This is a genomic window from Roseomonas sp. TF40, from assembly GCF_057219975.1.
In genome coordinates this window covers 106454-122580 of the sequence record NZ_JBXVVR010000003.1, presented here as the reverse complement: position 1 = coordinate 122580, position 16127 = coordinate 106454, and the positions used below count along the sequence as shown (strand labels likewise).

At 69.0% G+C, this 16127-nt stretch carries 15 protein-coding genes; all 15 read left to right on the top strand.

Going from position 1 to position 16127, the window contains the following annotated elements:
• The first annotated feature begins 13 nt into the window (after positions 1–13).
• The 15 genes from AC2D9U_RS10425 to AC2D9U_RS10355 all read left to right on the top strand — a co-directional run bounded on the left by AC2D9U_RS10425 (position 14) and on the right by AC2D9U_RS10355 (position 16116).
• A complete protein-coding gene (locus tag AC2D9U_RS10425) occupies positions 14–2707 on the top strand; it encodes a flotillin family protein (protein WP_484748556.1) in 2694 nt (897 codons plus the stop codon).
• Positions 2708–3145 carry an SRPBCC family protein gene (locus tag AC2D9U_RS10420; RefSeq protein ID WP_484748554.1) on the top strand — a complete coding sequence of 146 codons (438 nt, stop codon included), beginning with the start codon at positions 2708–2710 and terminating at the stop codon, positions 3143–3145.
• A 1-nt stretch (position 3146) separates the two neighbouring features.
• Positions 3147–3593, top strand: a complete 447-nt coding sequence (locus AC2D9U_RS10415) for an SRPBCC family protein (RefSeq protein ID WP_484748552.1) — start codon at positions 3147–3149, stop codon at positions 3591–3593.
• Positions 3593–4387: an FAD binding domain-containing protein gene (locus AC2D9U_RS10410; RefSeq protein WP_484748550.1), complete on the top strand. Its 795-nt coding sequence runs from the start codon at positions 3593–3595 to the stop codon at positions 4385–4387. The genes AC2D9U_RS10415 and AC2D9U_RS10410 overlap by 1 nt, the downstream gene beginning before the upstream one ends.
• A gap of 1 nt (position 4388) precedes the next feature.
• A complete protein-coding gene (locus AC2D9U_RS10405; protein WP_484748548.1) occupies positions 4389–4862 on the top strand; it encodes a (2Fe-2S)-binding protein in 474 nt (157 codons plus the stop codon).
• Positions 4859–6538 carry a xanthine dehydrogenase family protein molybdopterin-binding subunit gene (locus AC2D9U_RS10400; RefSeq protein ID WP_484748547.1) on the top strand — a complete coding sequence of 560 codons (1680 nt, stop codon included), beginning with the start codon at positions 4859–4861 and terminating at the stop codon, positions 6536–6538. The genes AC2D9U_RS10405 and AC2D9U_RS10400 overlap by 4 nt, the downstream gene beginning before the upstream one ends.
• Before the next feature lie 2 nt (positions 6539–6540).
• Positions 6541–7563 carry a xanthine dehydrogenase family protein molybdopterin-binding subunit gene (locus tag AC2D9U_RS10395; protein ID WP_484748545.1) on the top strand — a complete coding sequence of 341 codons (1023 nt, stop codon included), beginning with the start codon at positions 6541–6543 and terminating at the stop codon, positions 7561–7563.
• 57 nt (positions 7564–7620) lie between these two features.
• Positions 7621–8499: an AAA family ATPase gene (locus tag AC2D9U_RS10390; protein ID WP_484748543.1), complete on the top strand. Its 879-nt coding sequence runs from the start codon at positions 7621–7623 to the stop codon at positions 8497–8499.
• Positions 8496–9599: a vWA domain-containing protein gene (locus AC2D9U_RS10385; RefSeq protein ID WP_484748542.1), complete on the top strand. Its 1104-nt coding sequence runs from the start codon at positions 8496–8498 to the stop codon at positions 9597–9599. The genes AC2D9U_RS10390 and AC2D9U_RS10385 overlap by 4 nt, the downstream gene beginning before the upstream one ends.
• Positions 9596–10477: an amidohydrolase family protein gene (locus AC2D9U_RS10380; protein WP_484748540.1), complete on the top strand. Its 882-nt coding sequence runs from the start codon at positions 9596–9598 to the stop codon at positions 10475–10477. The genes AC2D9U_RS10385 and AC2D9U_RS10380 overlap by 4 nt, the downstream gene beginning before the upstream one ends.
• A gap of 10 nt (positions 10478–10487) precedes the next feature.
• Positions 10488–11336 (top strand): N-acyl homoserine lactonase family protein, encoded by an 849-nt coding sequence (locus tag AC2D9U_RS10375; RefSeq protein ID WP_484748538.1) that lies wholly within the window; start codon positions 10488–10490, stop codon positions 11334–11336.
• Between the two features lie 11 nt (positions 11337–11347).
• A complete protein-coding gene (locus tag AC2D9U_RS10370; RefSeq protein WP_484748537.1) occupies positions 11348–12907 on the top strand; it encodes an isochorismatase family protein in 1560 nt (519 codons plus the stop codon).
• Positions 12908–13446: 539 nt separating this feature from the next.
• A complete protein-coding gene (locus tag AC2D9U_RS10365; RefSeq protein WP_484748535.1) occupies positions 13447–14508 on the top strand; it encodes an ABC transporter substrate-binding protein in 1062 nt (353 codons plus the stop codon).
• 64 nt (positions 14509–14572) lie between these two features.
• Complete coding sequence (locus tag AC2D9U_RS10360; protein ID WP_484748533.1) at positions 14573–15313, top strand: ABC transporter ATP-binding protein; 741 nt, start codon at positions 14573–14575, stop codon at positions 15311–15313.
• A complete protein-coding gene (locus AC2D9U_RS10355; protein WP_484748531.1) occupies positions 15310–16116 on the top strand; it encodes an ABC transporter permease in 807 nt (268 codons plus the stop codon). The genes AC2D9U_RS10360 and AC2D9U_RS10355 overlap by 4 nt, the downstream gene beginning before the upstream one ends.
• The last annotated feature ends 11 nt before the right edge of the window (positions 16117–16127 follow it).

Here is a 16127-nt window from a genome sequence, read left to right as displayed (position 1 = left end):
AAAGGGAACGAGCATGACCGGGCAATTCATCGGGCAACTCATCCTATTGCTGATCGTCGCCGTCATCGGCATCGCCATCATCTACTGGGTGATGCAGCGCCTGTACCGGCGTTCGACCAAGGAGATCGCCTTCGTCCGCACCGGCTTCCTGGGCGAGAAGGTGGTGATCGACGGCGGCGCCTTCGTCTGGCCCATCGTGCACGACATCACGCCGGTCAACATGAACGTCGTGCCGCTGCAGGTCTCCCGCGCGAAGGGCGAGGCGCTGATCACGCGCGACCGCATGCGAATCGACCTCGAGGCCGAATTCTACGTGCGCGTGCAGCCGGAGAAGCGCGCCGTGGCCATGGCGGCCTCCACGCTTGGCCGACGCACGCTCGAACCCGAGAGGCTGAGCGCCCTGCTCTCGGGCAAGTTCGAGAGTGCGCTGCGCGCCGTGGCGGCCGAGATGGACATGGCCGGGATGCATGAGAAGCGCTCGGACTACGTGGCGCGGGTGAAGGCCCTGGCGCAGGCGGATCTGGAGAAGAACGGGCTTGAGCTCGAGAGTGTCGCGATCCTGGACATCGACCAAACGAGCCTGGAATTCTTCAACCCCTCCAACCGCTTCGACGCCGAGGGCCTGACCGCGCTGATCCGCGACATCGAGGACAAGCGCAAGCTGCGCAACGACATCGAACAGGATGCGATGATCAAGATCCGGGCGCGCAACCTGGAATCCGAGAAGCAGGCCCTGGATATCGAGCGCGAGAGCGAGGAAGCGCGGCTCGACCAGGAGCGCGAGATCGAGTTCCGCCGCGCCCAGCAGCGGGCACTTCTGGCCCGCGAGCGTGCAACCCGCGACACCGAGGCGGAAGAGGCGCAGATCACCGCGCGCGAGGCGATCGAGAAGGCGCGCATCGCCAATGAACGCGCCATCGCCGAGGCGCGCATCGCCTCCGAACGCGAGGTACGCGGCCGCGAGATCGCGCGCCAGAAGGCGATCGACGCCGAGGAGATCGCCGCGCGCGAGGAGATCGAGAAGCAGCGCAGCCTGCAGGAACGCAATGTCCGCGAGGCGCGCATCGAGAATGAGCGCGAGACCCAGGCGCGCGAGATCGCCAAGCAGCGATCGCTGCAGGAGGCCGAGATCGCGGCGCGCGAGGCGACGGAACGCGCGCGCATCGCCCAGGAGAAGGCGATCGAGGAAGCGCGCATCGCCAAGGATCGCGAGACCCAGGGGCTGGAGATCGAGCGCCAGCGCAGCGTCGAGCAGGCCGAGATCGTGGCGCGCGAGGAGACCGAGAAGCGCCGCATGGCCCAGACCCTGCTGCTGACCCAGACCCGCATCTCGGGCGAGGAGAAGGTCCGCCGCCAGGAGATCGAGCGCCAGAAGACGCTGGAGGAGGCCGAGATCGCCGCGCGCGAGGCCGTGGAACGCGCCCGCATCGCCCAGGCCGCCGAGGTGAACGAGGCCCGGATCAGCGAGGATCGGCGCATCCGCGAACTGGAGATCGAGCGCCAGAAGGCGGTCGAGGCGGTGGAGATCGCGGCGAACCAGGCGACCGAGGCCGCGCGCATCGCCGCGGCGGAGACGATCCGCGCCCGCGAGATCGCCCGCGAACAGGCGCTCGAGGGGGCCGAGATCGCCCGGCGCGAGGAAGTGGAGAAGGCGCGCATCGCCGCCGAGCTCGCACTCGAGCAGGACCGCATCGCCAGCCGCCAGACGCGCGAGATCACCGATATCGAGCGCTCCCGCATCGTCGAGGCTGCGGAGCAGTCCAAGCTGGTTGCCCTGGCGGCGGAGAAGGCGCGCGCCGCCCAGGCCGATGCCGCGGTGCGTCAGGCGCAGATCGCCGCCCAGCGCGATGTGGAATCGGCGGAGGTCGAGCGCGAGCGCACCGTGGCCGCCGCGCAGGTCGAGCGCCGCCGCGCACTGGAGCAGATCGAAATCGCCCGCGTGCAGGCGCTGCGCGAGGCCGAGATCGAGAGCCGCGAGGACATCGAGCGCGCGCGCATCGCCTCCGAACGGCAGCTCGACGAGATCCGCATCGACCACGAAACCATCCGCCGACGGCTGGAGGTCGAACGCGAGCGCACGGTCGAGAGCGTGCAGATGGACAAGGCCATCGCGCTCTATCGGAAGTCTCTGGAGGAATCCGCCGCGCGGGCCGAGGCCGAGATGGCCAGGGCGCTGGCTGCGGCCTCCGAGGAGAAGGTGCAGACGGCCCGCGCCACCGAGGTCGCTGCCCGCCAGAAGTCGGTCGATGTGCTGCTGGCGGAAAAGGCGGCGGCCGAGGCGCGCCTGATGGCCGAGGCCGAGCAGATTCGCGCGGCGGTGATGGCCGAAGCACAGAAGCTGATGAACGAGGCGGAGAACATCCTGACCGACGAGGCGCGCAGCTCGCTGTTCCGGCGCAAGCTGCTCGAACATGTCGAGGGGATCGTCGCGGCCAGCGTCAAGCCGCTGGAGAAGATCAACGACATCCGCATCGTGCAGATGGATGGCCTGGGTGGCGGCTCTGGCGCCGGCGGCTCGCCGACGGACGAGGTCATCAACTCCGCGCTGCGCTACCGCGTGCAGGCGCCGCTGATCGACAGCCTGCTCGGCGACATCGGCATCGAGGGCGGCAGCCTCGCCAAGCAGGGTGGGCTGATCCGCGAGGCTTCCGACATGCAGCGCATCGCGGAAGGCGCGCGCAAGGCCGGCAAGGGGGACCAGAAGTAGATGCCCCGCGTCTATGTGAGCTCGGTGATCGAGGCACCCGTCGCGCGCGTCTGGGAACGCGTGCGCGACTTCAACGGCCTGCCGCGCTGGGTGCCGGCGGTACGTGAAAGCCGCATCGAGAATGGCGAACCCGCGGACCGGGTGGGCTGCGTGCGCGACTTCCGCCTGCAGAATGGCGACAGGTTGCGCGAACAGCTGCTCGGCCTGTCGGATTACGAGTATTTCTGCACCTACTCGATCCTCGAAAGCCCGATGCCGCTGACCAACTACGTGGCAACGCTGCGACTGAGCCCGATCACCGATGGCGACCGCACCTTCGCGGAGTGGTCGGCGGAATTCGACTGCGCGCCGGAAGCGACGGACGACCTGGTGAACGGCATCGGCCAGAACGTCTTCCAGGCGGCCTTCTCGGCGCTCAAGCGCCAGATGGCGGCGTGACATGCCCAAGGTCGTGCGCAGCACCGTGATCGCCGCGCCGGTCGAGACGGTCTGGGCGGTGCTGCGCGACTTCAACGGGCATGACCGCTGGCACCCCGCCGTGGCGCAGAGCCAGATCGAGCGCGGGCAGAGCGCCGATCGCATCGGCTGCGTGCGGCGCTTCACGCTGCAGGATGGCTCGGAACTGCGGGAACGGCTGCTCGCCCTCTCGGATGCCGACATGGCCTTCAGCTATTGCCTGCTGGAGACACCGATTCCGCTGCTGAACTACGTCGCGCATGTGCGCCTCGCCCCGGTGACGGATGGCGACCACACCTTCTGGCACTGGGAGAGCCGCTTCGATACGCCGGCGGGGCGTGAGGCGGAGCTGGCGCGGATGGTCGGCGAGAACATCTACAATGGCGGCTTCGCGGCGATCCGCGACCACCTGGCACGGGGGGGCGGCTGATGGCCGTGACGGTGGAGAGCTTCGCCTCGATCACGGAGGCGCAGCGCGCGCTTGGCACCGGCGACGTGTATCTTGGCGGCGGCACGCTGGTGATGCGCGACCTGAATGCAGGGCTGGTGCAGGGCCGCATCCTGCGCAGCACGGATCCCGCGCTGGCGCAGATCCGCGCGCAGGGCGATGGCTTCGAGATCGGTGCGGGCGTGACCATGGCGGCGATCGCCGCGCATCCGGACCTCGCCTTCCTGCACCCGGTGGTGCGCGCCGTGGGCGGGCCGCAGATTCGCAACATGGCAACGATCGGCGGCAATCTCTTCGCCGCCCATCCCTATGGCGACCTCGCCGCCGCGCTGCTGGCGCTCGGGGCGCGGGTGGTGATGGCGGGCGGCATGCAGCGCCCGATCGAGGACCTGCTGCGCGATCGCGCCCGCGCGGGCCTGGTTGCCGCCGTGCAGGTGCCGCGCCCGCGCGATGCGCGCGCCTTCGGCTTCCACAAGGTCAGCCGCGTGAAGCCGAAGGGCGTCTCGGTGATGTCCTTCGCCGCGCATCTGCCGCGCGAGGGCGGGCGGCTGCGCGGCGTGCGCATCGCCTGCGTCGGGCTCGGCCCCCTGCCGCTGCGCGCGCTCTCGGCCGAGCGCGCGCTGGAGGGCGGCACGCTGGATGCTGCCGCCATCGCGCGCGCCGCGCAACTCGCCACCGATGGGCTCGACCCGCCGACGGATGCGCTGGCCAGCAGCTGGTATCGGCGCGAGGTGGCCGGCGTGCATCTGCGTCGGCTGCTGGAAAGGATGGCGTGAAATGGCGCTGAAGCCGGTCACCTTCACGCTGAACGGTGAGGCCAAGGCCGCCTTCACCGAGGATGGCCAGAACCTGCTTGACCTGCTGCGCCGCGGCGTGGGGGATCTCTCGCCGAAATATGGCTGCGGCCAGGGCAGTTGCGGCGCCTGCACGGTGCTGATCGATGGTGCGCCGCACCTCGCCTGCCTGACGCTGGGCGAGGCCGCGCAGGGAAGGCGGATCGAGACCGCGGCGGGGCTCGCCACGCCGGCGCTGCATCCGCTGCAGGATGCCTTCATGGACCGCTTCGCCGCGCAATGCGGCTATTGCACGCCGGGGATGCTGATGGCGGCGAAGGCGCTGCTCGACCGCAACCCGCGCCCGGACCGCGAGGCGGTGATCGAGGCCATCGCCGGCAACATCTGCCGCTGCACGGGCTATGAGCCGATCATCGCCGCGATCCTCGACGTGGCGGAAGGGAGGAAGCGGGCATGAGCGGCACGCTGACGCAGCAGGCGATGATCGACTTCCGCAAGGATCTCTTCGCCGATGAGCGCGACGACAACCTCAACGAGGTCGGCCGTCCGACGCGCCGGCAGGACATCACCGGCCATGTCACCGGCCGCTCGCCCTTCTATGACGACCACCTGTTCGAGGGGCTGTTGCACATCCGCTGCGTGCGCTCGCCCCACCACGCGGCGCGGGTCCGGCGCATCGATACGCAGGCGGCGGCACAGATGCCGGGCGTGGTGCGGATCCTCACCGGCAAGGACGTGCCGCGCAACCTGAACACGCTGCTCTCGCTGCTCGATTTCGGCCTCGATGACGAACCACTGCTGTCCACCGAGCGCGTGCGCTACCGGGGTGAGCCCGTCGCCGCCGTGATCGCGACCAGCGAGGCGCGCGCGCGCGACGCGGTGGCGAAGGTGATGGTGGAGTGGGAACCCCTGCCCCATGTGCTCGACGTGGAGGAGGCGATCCGCCCCGGCGCGCCCACCGTGCTCGACATCTATCCCGGCAACAAGTTCGTCTATCACGGCAAGTACGATCACCAGAAGCTGCGCTTCGGCGATGTCGAGGCCGCCTTCCGCCAGGCCGACCATATCGTCGAGGGCCGCTACCAGATGTCGCCGATCGAGCAGGCGCCGATCGAGACCTGCGGCGCCATCGCCGCGCCCGAGCAGAATGGCCGCTATGTCTGCTACACCTCGACCCAGGCGCTGTTCTTCTCGCTCGCCACCTCCTCGAAGGTGCTGGAGATGCCCTCCTCGCGCCTGCATTTCATCGGCGGGACGGTCGGTGGTGGCTTCGGCGGCAAGGTGGACAGCATCCACGAACCGCTTGCCATCCTGGGCGCGATGCTCACCGGCCGCCCCTGCAAGTACATGTGGGACCGGGAGGAGGAAATGCAGGTCGGCGCGCCACGCGGGGCGGAGCGCTGGTACCTGAAGGATGGCGTCATGCGCGATGGCCGCATCGTCGCGCGGCACTTCACGGGCTACTTCGATTCCGGCGCCTATACGCGGCTTTCCTCCTACGCGATCATCAAGGGCGTGGGGCATCTGCCGGGTCCCTACACCATCCCGAACGTCTCGGCGAACGTCTATTGCGTGTTCACGAACCGCACGCCCGCCACGGCGATGCGCGGCTTCGGCATCACCGGTGTCGATTTCGCCATCGAGGCGCATATGGACAAGGTGGCCGAGGCGGTCGGGATGAATCCGATCGAACTGCGCATCCTCAACGCCTATCGCGACGGCGACATGAAGGCGCATCGGCGCCTTGCGAAGAACTGCGCGCTGATCGAATGCGCGCAGGTCGTGGCGGAGAAGGCGGGCGTGAAGCTCAGCCCCGCCATGCAGGCGGCCTCCTCGCGCCGCGATGGCGGGGGTGAGCGCGCGCGCCTGCCGGCCTTCACCGCGACCGATGAGGGCGGGCGCGTGCAGGGTTTCCAGGCGGGCTCCTACGCGCGGAAGAACCTGCGACAGCCCACCTCTCCGGGCGTGCCAGCCGCCTACGCCACGCCGTCACGTGCCACGCCGCCCGCCCCCTCGCCCATGCCGACATCCAACTCGACGCCGGGCGGCCCACCACCGCCGCCCGCACCGCCCGCCACGCCGCGCGCGGGGGCGATGCGCTTCTCCTCCCTCTCCGGCTTCCGGAGGCGCTGAGCATGGCGCTGCATCGCGGCCGCGGTTTCGCGGCGATCAACTATCCCATCGGCATGAATCTCGGCGGTGATCCCAGCCAGGCGCTGATCCATTCGAACCCCGACGGCAAGTTCACCGTGGCGCTCTCCGCCATCGATCTCGGCCAGGGCATGAAATCCGTCACGCGCCAGATCGCGGCCGAGACGCTCGGCGTGCCGGTCGAGGATGTCTATGTCGACACCGCCGACAGCGACACGGGGCCCCATGACATGGGCAGCTTCGCCAGCCGCGGCACGCATCGCATGGGCAATGCCGTGATCATGGCGGCGCGCGAGGCCCGCGCGGTGATGCTGGAAGCCGCTGCCGAGGAGTTGGAGGTCGATGCCGGCGACCTCGTCACCGATGGGCGCGGCAACATCCATGTGCGCGGCGCGCCGGGGCGTTCCATCACCACCATGGCGGCGGCGCAGGCGGCGCAGTTCAAGCAGGGGCGCACCATCGCCGGGCGCGGCATCTTCCTGATCCCGCTCAGCGATGTCGATCCCGACACGGGCGAGATGTCGCCCGTCACCACCTTCGCCCATGCCGCGATGCTGGTGGAGGTCGAGGTGGATGACGAGACCGGCGAAGTGACGGTCGTTGACATGAAATCGGCCTATGAGGTCGGCCGCGCACTGAATCCGCGCTTGGTCGAACAGCAGCTGCGCGGCGGCGCCTGGATGGGCATGAGCCACGCTGCCTGGGAAACGACCGAGCCCTACTACCCGGCGCGAGAGCACGGGCCGGTGGATTTCAACACCTACCTGATGCCCGGCCCCGGGGACCTGGCGCCGCACCATATCAGCGTGCTGGAACGCCCCGCCGAGGATGGTCCCTATGGCGGCAAGGGGCCGGGCGAGATGTGCGCCAACCCGGTGCTGCCGGCCGTCGTCAACGCGGTCTATGACGCCATCGGCGTGCGCATCGATGAGCTGCCCGTCACGCCGGAGAAGGTGCTGCGCGGCCTGCGTGCCAATGGCGGCGCCAAGCCGCGCCGCCGGCTGTGATGGCTGGGCCGATTCACGCTGCTGTCGAAATCCGACAGCAGCGACCGGGCCAGTAGCATGGCGATCCGGCGCAGCATCGGCGGCATCGACAGCCCCGAGGCGCTCGCACGCGCGCTGCGCGATGCGCAGTACCTTGCCGATGAGGGCATCGCCACCGCCGCCTACCTGGCGCTTGCACTCGGCAAGCCGCTGCTGCTGGAAGGCGCGCCCGGCGTGGGCAAGACCGAGGCCGCCAAGGCCATCGCCGCCGTGCTGGGGCGCGAACTCGTGCGGCTGCAGGCCTATGAGGGCATCGACGCCGCGGCGGCGATGTATGAATGGAATTTCCCGCGCCAGATGCTCGCCATCCGTCAGGCCGGCGATGCCTATGTGAACCTCTATGGCGACGAGTTTCTCATCGCGCGCCCGCTGCTGCTGGCGCTGCAACGGCCGAAGGAACGCGTGCTCCTGATCGACGAGATCGACCGTTCCGACCATGAATTCGAGGCCTTCCTGCTGGAATTCCTCTCCGATTTCAGCCTCTCCATCCCGGAACGCGGCACCATTCGCGCGGCCGAGGCGCCGGTGGTGATCCTCACCTCCAACCGCACGCGCGAACTGCATGAGGCGCTGCGCCGGCGCTGCGTCTATCACTGGATCGGCTATCCCGAGCCGCAGCTTGAGGCGCAGATCGTCATGATGCGCGCCTCCGCCGTGGCCCGGGAGACCGCACATAAGGTCGTGGCGGCGGTCGGGCGGTTGCGCGCGGAACCCCTCGCCAAGCCGCCAGGCGTGGCCGAGACGGTGGAATGGGCCGAGGCCGCGACGCTGCTCAACGCGCAGGGCGCGCCCTGGCCGGCGGCCTTCGCGCGGTCCATCGGCGTGGTGCTGAAGGACCAGGACGACCTCGCCTTCATCGCGCCGCGGCTTGATGCCGTGCTGAAGGGCGCCGCGTGATCCCGCCTGCACTCGCCCCCTTCCTGGCCTTCGCCCCGGCCCTGCGCGGCGCCGGCTTCGCGGCTGCACCGGAACAGGTACAGAGCTTCCTCGCGGCGGTGGGTCTGCTCGGGCCGCGCTCGATCCGCGACGTGCGGCGCGCCGCCCATGCGCTGTTCGGCCCGTCGCCCGATCGGCGGCAGGACTTCGACGATGTGTTCGACACCATCTTCCTCGGCCGCGCCTTCATCGCACCCGGCGAGGCGCAAGGCGAGGAGATGCCCCGCGCCTATGATGCCGGCACCTTCGAACTGCTGCCCGAACCGCAGGAGGAGGAGCCCTCCGGCGCCGAGGCCACGACCCAGGAGAGGCTGATCGCGCGCACGCTGCAGGCGCTGGATGAGGATGCGGTGCTGCGCGCCTTCGCGCGCGCCCTGCCCGATGCAATGCCGCGGCGCAGGTCGCGGCGCATCCAGGCCGGGCGCGGGCGGCTGGCCGATCCGCGCCGCGCCTTCCGCGACTTGCTGAAGCGCGATGGCGAACTGGCCCGGCTGCCGACACGCCGCCGCCAGCAGCGCCAGCGCCGCCTTCTGCTGCTGGTCGATGTGTCGGGCAGCATGAAGGCGGGGACAGATGGTGCGCTGCGCCTCGCCCACGCCATGGTGCAGTCGGCCGAGCGGGCGGAGGTCTTCACCCTCGGCACGCGGCTGACGCGCGTCACGCGCCCGCTGCGGCATCGCTCTCGGGAACAGGCGCTGACGCTGGCCGCCGGCCTGGTCGCGGATTGGGATGGCGGGACAAGGCTGGGCGAGGCACTCTCGGTCTTCCTCGCCGTGCCGCGCTTCGCGAGCTTCGCGCGCGGGGCGGCAGTGGTGATTCTCTCCGATGGGCTGGAACGCGGCGGTCCGGAGGCGCTGCTCGGCGCCATGCGGAAGCTGCGGGGACTCGCCTGGCGGGTGATCTGGCTCACACCGCTCGCCGGCGACCCCGGCTTTCGGCCAGAGACAGGGGCGCTGCGCGCAATCCTTCCCTTCATCGACGAGTTGGGTGACGGATCAAGCCCGCTTGCCATCGCCCGGCACCTGCTGGGCCCGCGCCCCCTGGCGAGGATCGGCGCATGAGGATCGTGGACAGCCACTTCCATACCTGGCGGCAGGCCGACCTGCCCTGGCTGAGCGGACCGATGCAGCCGCGCATCTTCGGCCCCTATGAGGCGATCCGGCGCGACTATCCCATCGCCGAGTATCGCACCGATCTTGCCGGCACGGGCGTGGAGAAGGCGGTCTACGTCCAGGCCAATTGGCCGGTGGATCGCGCCTTCGAGGAAGCTTCCTGGATCGAGGGGCTCGGGCGGGAAACCGGCTGGCCGCACGCGACCATCGCCTATGCCGACATGACGGTGGCGGATGTGCGGCCCGCGCTGGATCGGCTGGCGCGCCTGCCGCGGGTGCGTGGCATCCGCCAGCAATTCCATTGGCACGCCAACCCGCTGTACCGCTTCGCACCGCATGCGGATCTCTGCGCGGATCCGACCGTACGGCGCAACATCGCGCATCTGGCCGACTATGCCTTCAGCTTCGACCTGCAGGTCTTCCCCGGGCAGATGGAAGGCGCGGCTGCCCTGGCCGCCGCCTGCCCGCGCGTGACCTTCGTGCTTCAGCATGCGGGGATGCTGGAGGACCTCTCCAGCGCCGGCCGGAATTCCTGGCGCTCGGGCATGGCCCGGCTCGCTGCTTGCTCCAATGTGATGGTGAAGCTCTCGGGCTTCGGCACCTTCATCCACCGCAACGATCCCGACCACATCGCCTGGCTGGTGCGCGAGACCCTGGCGCTGTTCGGCACCGCGCGCTGCCTCTGGGGCTCCAACTTCCCCATCGAGAAGCTCTGGACCGGCTATGCGCCGCTGCTGGCCGCGCATCTGCGCGCGACCGACACACTGGACGACGCCGCAAGGCGTGCCCTGTTCTTCGACAATGCCTGCCGGGTCTACCGGCTTTAGGGAGGAAAAGATGGCCCTGGAGATCAAGCTGCTCGACTACGGAGACATCGAACTGGAATCGAGCTTCCTGGTTCTGGCGCGCGATTGCGGACGCATCCGCCGCGTGCCCGTCTATGGCTTCCTGATCCTGGGCGGGCGCTATCCCATCGTCGTCGATACCGGCTATCGCGACAATGCGATCATGGAGACGCTGGGCATGCGCGGCCTGCAATTCCACGAGAACATGATCGAGCGCCAGCTCGCCCGCCACGGCGTGAAGGTGGGCGATGTGCGCTATGTGCTGCACACGCATCTGCATATCGATCACGCCGGCAAGGACGACCATTTCCCGATGAACACCACCGTGGTGGTGAACCGGCGCGAGATGGAGTGCTCCGTCTCGGGCCTCATGCATCCGCAATATCCCAAGCCCGACATCCAGCACCTGATCGAGCGGCTGCACACGCGCCACGCGCTGCGCTTCGAGGATCTGGAACTCTCCGGTCCCGTCGAGATCATGCCCGGCGTGGTGCTGGAGGCCGCGAACGCCCATACCGAGGGCTCGATGAACGTGCATGTCGAGACGGCGGAAGGCCTCGCCACCATCTGCGGCGACGTGATCTACGACTTCAACGACCAGATCGTGGAGCCGCTCTACCAGATCAGCGCCAATGAGCCGCAGGTCACGGGCAACCATGCGGGCTCGAAGCGCAGCGAGAAGGCGGCGATCAAGAAGCTGCTGAATTCCTCCCGCTTCCTGCTGCCGGTGCATGACAAGCCCGCGAAGATCGAGCGCGGCCAGGTGGTGGGCCGGCTCGACCTCGCCGTGCCGGGGCCGGTGACGCAGACCGTTGCGCGCCGGGACTGGTTCCCGGTCTGAGGAGTCCAGCCATGGCCCATGCCGCGCTCGATCCCGCCTTTCGCCGCCTGATCGACGAGCACGCACCCGTGCGCCAGGCCGGCAGCGGCTTCACCTTCACCGAAGGGCCGATCTGGCACCCGACGGAGCACTACCTTCTGTTCTCCGACATGCCGGCGGATGTGCGACGGCGGCTGGATCGCGCGGGGGTGCGTGATGCGACGCGCCCTTCGAACAAGGCCAATGGCCTGACCTATGATGCCGATCTCAACCTGCTCGCTTGCGAACACGCGACCTCCTCGGTCGTGCGCATCCGGCCGGATGGAACGCGAGAGACTTTGGCCAGCCATTTCCAGGGGCGCGAGCTGAACTCGCCCAATGATCTCTGCGTGCATTCCTCCGGCGCGATCTACTTCACCGATCCCTGGTATGGCCGCATGCCGGTCTATGGCGTGGAACGGCCACGCCAGCTCGGCTGGCAGGGCGTTTTCCGCATCCGCCCCGGTGCAAGACCAGGGGAAGAGCCGCAACTGCTGGTCGATCGCTACACCTACAGCCAGCCCAACGGACTGTGCTTCTCGCCCGATGAATCGCTGTTGTATGTGAACGACACCGACCAGGCCAATATCCGCGTCTACGAGGTCGCCCCGGATGGGACGCTCAGGAACGGGCGCATCTTCGCCTCCGGCCTGCGCGATGCGCTGCTGCCCGGCGTGCCGGACGGCATGAAATGCGATGCCGAGGGCAATCTCTGGGTGACGGCACCGGGCGGGCTTTGGGTCTATTCACCGGGGGGCCGCCTGATCGGGAATGTTTCGATTCCAGAACTCGCGGCCAACCTGCACTGGGGCGGGCCGGATTGGCGCACGCTCTATGTCTGCGCCTCAACCTCGGTCTATGCCATTCCGGTCAAGGTCGGGCCGCGCAGCGAGCCCTTCATGCAGGCGCGCCCGCAGCACGGCGCCACGCCGGCCGGCGGCGAAGAGAGGCTGCGGCTCGACCCGGCGCGCTGCGCGCTGATCATCCAGGACATGCAGAACGACGTGGTCATGGATGGTGGTGCCTTCGCATCTTCCGGCAGCCCCGATCACTGCCGCCAGCAGAACGCCATCGCGAACATCGCGCGCCTTGCCGCGGCCTGCCGCGCGCGCGGCGTACCGGTGATCCATGTCTGGTTCATTCGCCGCGCGGATGGCCGCGACATGACGCTGAATGCGCCGCTCTTCGAAGGCTGCATCGATGCCAATGCGCTGGTCGAGGGCAGTTGGGGCGCTGAACCCGTGCCGGGGTTGGAGGCGCAGCCGGGCGACCACATCATCCGCAAGGCCCGGATGAGCGCCTGGGAGGGGACCTCGCTTGAGCGGATCCTGAAGGCGGAGGGCCGTGACCTCATCATCGAGACCGGCGCCTGGACAAACATGAGCATCGAGCACACCGCCCGCACCGGCGCCGACAAGGGCTATGTCATGGTCATCCCCGAGGATGGCTGCTCGACCATGAACGCCGATTGGCACCGCGCCTCGATCGACTACGCGATGCGCAACGTCGCACTTGTGACCACGACCGAGGAGGTGATCCGCGCGCTGGGCTGAAGCAGCATCGCCAGGCACCAGAACGAATTTCTGTTCGGACGGCACCATCTGAACGCGTTCCCGAGCCCGGATTCAACGGGTACCAGAGCACCGGGTCCATCCGACGGGATCGATCTGGCGCTTCTGGTCGCGGGCATGGCGCGTGGCGTCGGCTGGCCAGGCAGACGCCCGGGCGGATGCCCAGAGCAATACGCGTTCAGATGGGTCGCGGCGCTGCCGCGACGCTGAGCGCATTTCTTGGCCTAGATTCAATGATTTCCAGAGCACGAGCTGCGTTCATGAGAACGCAGCGTGCTCTGGTCCGCCGGGACGGGAAGATCGAAGTACAGCCGCTCCATCGGCACCCTGTGGCGGGATCGGGCGGCAGCCAGCGCCAGCTTCGCCGGGAGTGATCGAACCGCTGGAGACGCGCAAGCCACGCATCCGTCCGCACAGCGTGCCGCGCTGATGGCGGCGTCCGCCGGATTTCCCGCGTTGACCGCTGTCAGAAGGGATTGCTAACGTTTGATCGCCGCGCTGTGCAGAGCAGGAAGATCCTCATGATCCATCCGACGACGCGACGTCGCCTCATCGGCACCTCCGCAGGCGCGGCTGCCGCCCTTGCCGCGCCCCGCGTGATGGCACAGGCGAACTTCCTGGAACCCGCACGCATCCGGATGGGCTACGCGCCCTACATCTCGGCCGGTCCCTACCTGATCGCCGAGGCGAAGGGCTATTTCCGCCGCCTGAACATCGAGATCGTGCCGACCTCCCATGTCGATGGCAGCCTGTCACTGCCCTCGCTCGCGGCCGGCGAACTCGACGTGACCGGGGCCACGATCAGCGCCGGGCTGTTCAACCTCATGGCGCGCGGACTCGGCATCAAGCTGTTCATGGAGCGCGGGCGCGAAACGCCGGGCATGGGCTCCAACGCCATCCTGGTGAGCAACGAGATGTGGGAGCGCGGCTTCCGCGGCAAGGAGGGCTACCGCCTCGCGCGTGGGCAGGCGATCGGCATCTCCTCGCGCGGCAGCGTCGCGCAATACCTGCACACCATCGGGCTCGAGGCCGCCGGGCTTTCGGTGAACGATGTGGACTGGCGCTGGGGCATGGCGCCGGCCACCTCGCTGCCGCTGCTGCAGCAGAACCGCATCGGCCTGATGAACCTGCCACTGCCCGGCGCCTACGCCGCGCAGAATCGCGGCGTCGGCCGCGTCGCAACCTGGAGCGACGAGCTGGCACCCGGCATGGTGCTGGCCTGTTCGCTGGCGAGCGAGCGCTTCCTGCAGGAACGGCATTCGGCGGCCGTGCGCTTCTGCATGGCGATCATGCAGGGCAACCGCGAATTCATGGCCGCGGCGCAGGACGGCAACCCTGAGATCCTGCGCATCCTGGCCGAAGGCACGCGGCTGACGCCCGAGGTCATCGACAGCACGCGCCCGCGCTGGACCTTCATGCAGATCAACGGCATGCCCAACCTCGACTCCATCGTCGCGCAGCAGCGCTTCTGGCGCGAGCGCACGGACCTGGTGGCCCGCGCCGTGCCGGAGGGCCAGATCTTCGACACGCGCGCGATCACGGAGGCCTGGCAGAGGCTGGAGAACGCAAATCCCTTCGGCTGAAACGACCTTCACCGGCATCACGATCGAGCGGCTCTCGCACCGCTTCGAGACCGCGAGCGGCGCGGTGACGCAGGCGCTGCAGGATGTCTCCTTCGAGTTCCCGGCCGGCAAGGTCACCGCCATCGTCGGCCCCTCCGGCTGCGGCAAATCCACGCTCCTGCTCATCCTGCGCGGCCTGCTGAGCGCGAGCGAAGGCGCGGTGCGTTTCCATTATGGCGAAGGCGCATCGCGCATCGCCGGACCGCCGCCGCGCATGGCGACGGTCTGGCAATCCTTCAACCTGCTCCCCTGGCGCAACGTGCTCGACAATGTCGCCTTCGGCCTGGAACTCGGCGGGATGCCGCGCGCGGAGCGCGAGGCGCGCGCGCAGGAGGCGATCCGCGCCGTGGAGCTTGCGGGCTTCGAGAAGCACTTCCCCGGCCAGCTCTCCGGCGGCATGCGCCAGCGCGTGGGCCTGGCGCGCGGCCTGGTGATGGAGCCGGAGATCCTGTTCCTGGACGAGCCCTTCGGTGCGCTCGACGCGCAGACGCGCCTCTACCTGCAGGAACAGCTCGCCAGCCTGGTCGAGAGCAGCCGCCGCACCGTCGTGCTGGTGACGCACTCGATCGAGGAGGCGATCTTCCTGGGCGACCGCGTGCTGGTGATGACCGCACGGCCGGGCCGCGTCGCCGCGACGCTCGATGTGGAGCTGCCGCGGCCGCGCGCGCTGGATGTGCAGAAGTCGCCGCGCTTCGGCGCGCTGTTCGACGAGATCTACGGCCTGCTGCGCGACGAGGTGCGCCGGACCATGCTGGAGCGCCTATGAGCGACATCGCCGCCGGCTCCGCCAAGCCCGCCTCGCGCCGCGCGGCCCGCCGGCGCGACGAGACCTGGTTCTACGGTCCCCTCGCCATGGCGGTCTTCCTGCTGGGCTGGGAGGCGGCGGTGCGTCTCTCGGGCATCCCCGAGCTGTTCCTGCCCGCCCCCTCGGCGGTGGTGACCTCGCTGGTGCGGCTGTTCCTGGAGAAGGGCCTCGCCTACGACATGGGGCTCACGCTCTGGCGCATCTTCGGCGGCTTCCTGCTCGGCTCGGTGGTCGGCGTCATGCTCGGCGTGCTGATGGGCACCTCGCGCAAGTTCTTCGCCGCCAGCGACATCTTCGTCGCGGCGATCTATCCCGTGCCGAAGATCTCGCTGGTGCCGCTGCTGGTCATCTGGCTCGGCACCGGCGATTTGTTCCTGATCGTGCTGGCGGCGCTGGGGGGGCTCTTTCCCGTGCTGGTCAGCACCATGACGGGCGTGAAGCAGACCGACCCGGGCCTGATCCTCGCGGCGCGCGACCTCGGCGCCTCGCGCGCGCAGATCCTGCGCCATGTCGTCATCCCCGGCGCGGTGCCGGCGATCTTCGCCGGGCTGCGCCTTGGCCTGGGCATCGCCATCATCCTGATCGTGGCGGCGGAGATGCAGACGGCGCGCTACGGGCTGGGCGCGAAGCTGCAACTCGCCGGCCAGATCCTCGAGACCGGCGACGTCTTCGCCATCCTGCTGCTGCTCTCGATCATCGGCGTCGTGCTGACCAAGGCGCAGGGGCTGGCGGACCGCTTCGTCAGCCGCTGGCGCGCGACCTGACACCGGCCTGG

What these genes read in the sequence shown, in the direction of transcription:
- AC2D9U_RS10375 (WP_484748538.1), top strand. Translation starts at nt 10,488, where the DNA reads ATGGCCCTGGAGATCAAGCTGCTCGACTACGGAGACATCGAACTGGAA.
- AC2D9U_RS10425 (WP_484748556.1), top strand. Translation starts at nt 14, where the DNA reads ATGACCGGGCAATTCATCGGGCAACTCATCCTATTGCTGATCGTCGCC.
- AC2D9U_RS10390 (WP_484748543.1), top strand. Translation starts at nt 7,621, where the DNA reads ATGGCGATCCGGCGCAGCATCGGCGGCATCGACAGCCCCGAGGCGCTC.
- AC2D9U_RS10415 (WP_484748552.1), top strand. Translation starts at nt 3,147, where the DNA reads ATGCCCAAGGTCGTGCGCAGCACCGTGATCGCCGCGCCGGTCGAGACG.
- AC2D9U_RS10400 (WP_484748547.1), top strand. Translation starts at nt 4,859, where the DNA reads ATGAGCGGCACGCTGACGCAGCAGGCGATGATCGACTTCCGCAAGGAT.
- AC2D9U_RS10405 (WP_484748548.1), top strand. Translation starts at nt 4,389, where the DNA reads ATGGCGCTGAAGCCGGTCACCTTCACGCTGAACGGTGAGGCCAAGGCC.
- AC2D9U_RS10370 (WP_484748537.1), top strand. Translation starts at nt 11,348, where the DNA reads ATGGCCCATGCCGCGCTCGATCCCGCCTTTCGCCGCCTGATCGACGAG.
- AC2D9U_RS10395 (WP_484748545.1), top strand. Translation starts at nt 6,541, where the DNA reads ATGGCGCTGCATCGCGGCCGCGGTTTCGCGGCGATCAACTATCCCATC.
- AC2D9U_RS10365 (WP_484748535.1), top strand. Translation starts at nt 13,447, where the DNA reads ATGATCCATCCGACGACGCGACGTCGCCTCATCGGCACCTCCGCAGGC.
- AC2D9U_RS10420 (WP_484748554.1), top strand. Translation starts at nt 2,708, where the DNA reads ATGCCCCGCGTCTATGTGAGCTCGGTGATCGAGGCACCCGTCGCGCGC.
- AC2D9U_RS10410 (WP_484748550.1), top strand. Translation starts at nt 3,593, where the DNA reads ATGGCCGTGACGGTGGAGAGCTTCGCCTCGATCACGGAGGCGCAGCGC.
- AC2D9U_RS10380 (WP_484748540.1), top strand. Translation starts at nt 9,596, where the DNA reads ATGAGGATCGTGGACAGCCACTTCCATACCTGGCGGCAGGCCGACCTG.
- AC2D9U_RS10355 (WP_484748531.1), top strand. Translation starts at nt 15,310, where the DNA reads ATGAGCGACATCGCCGCCGGCTCCGCCAAGCCCGCCTCGCGCCGCGCG.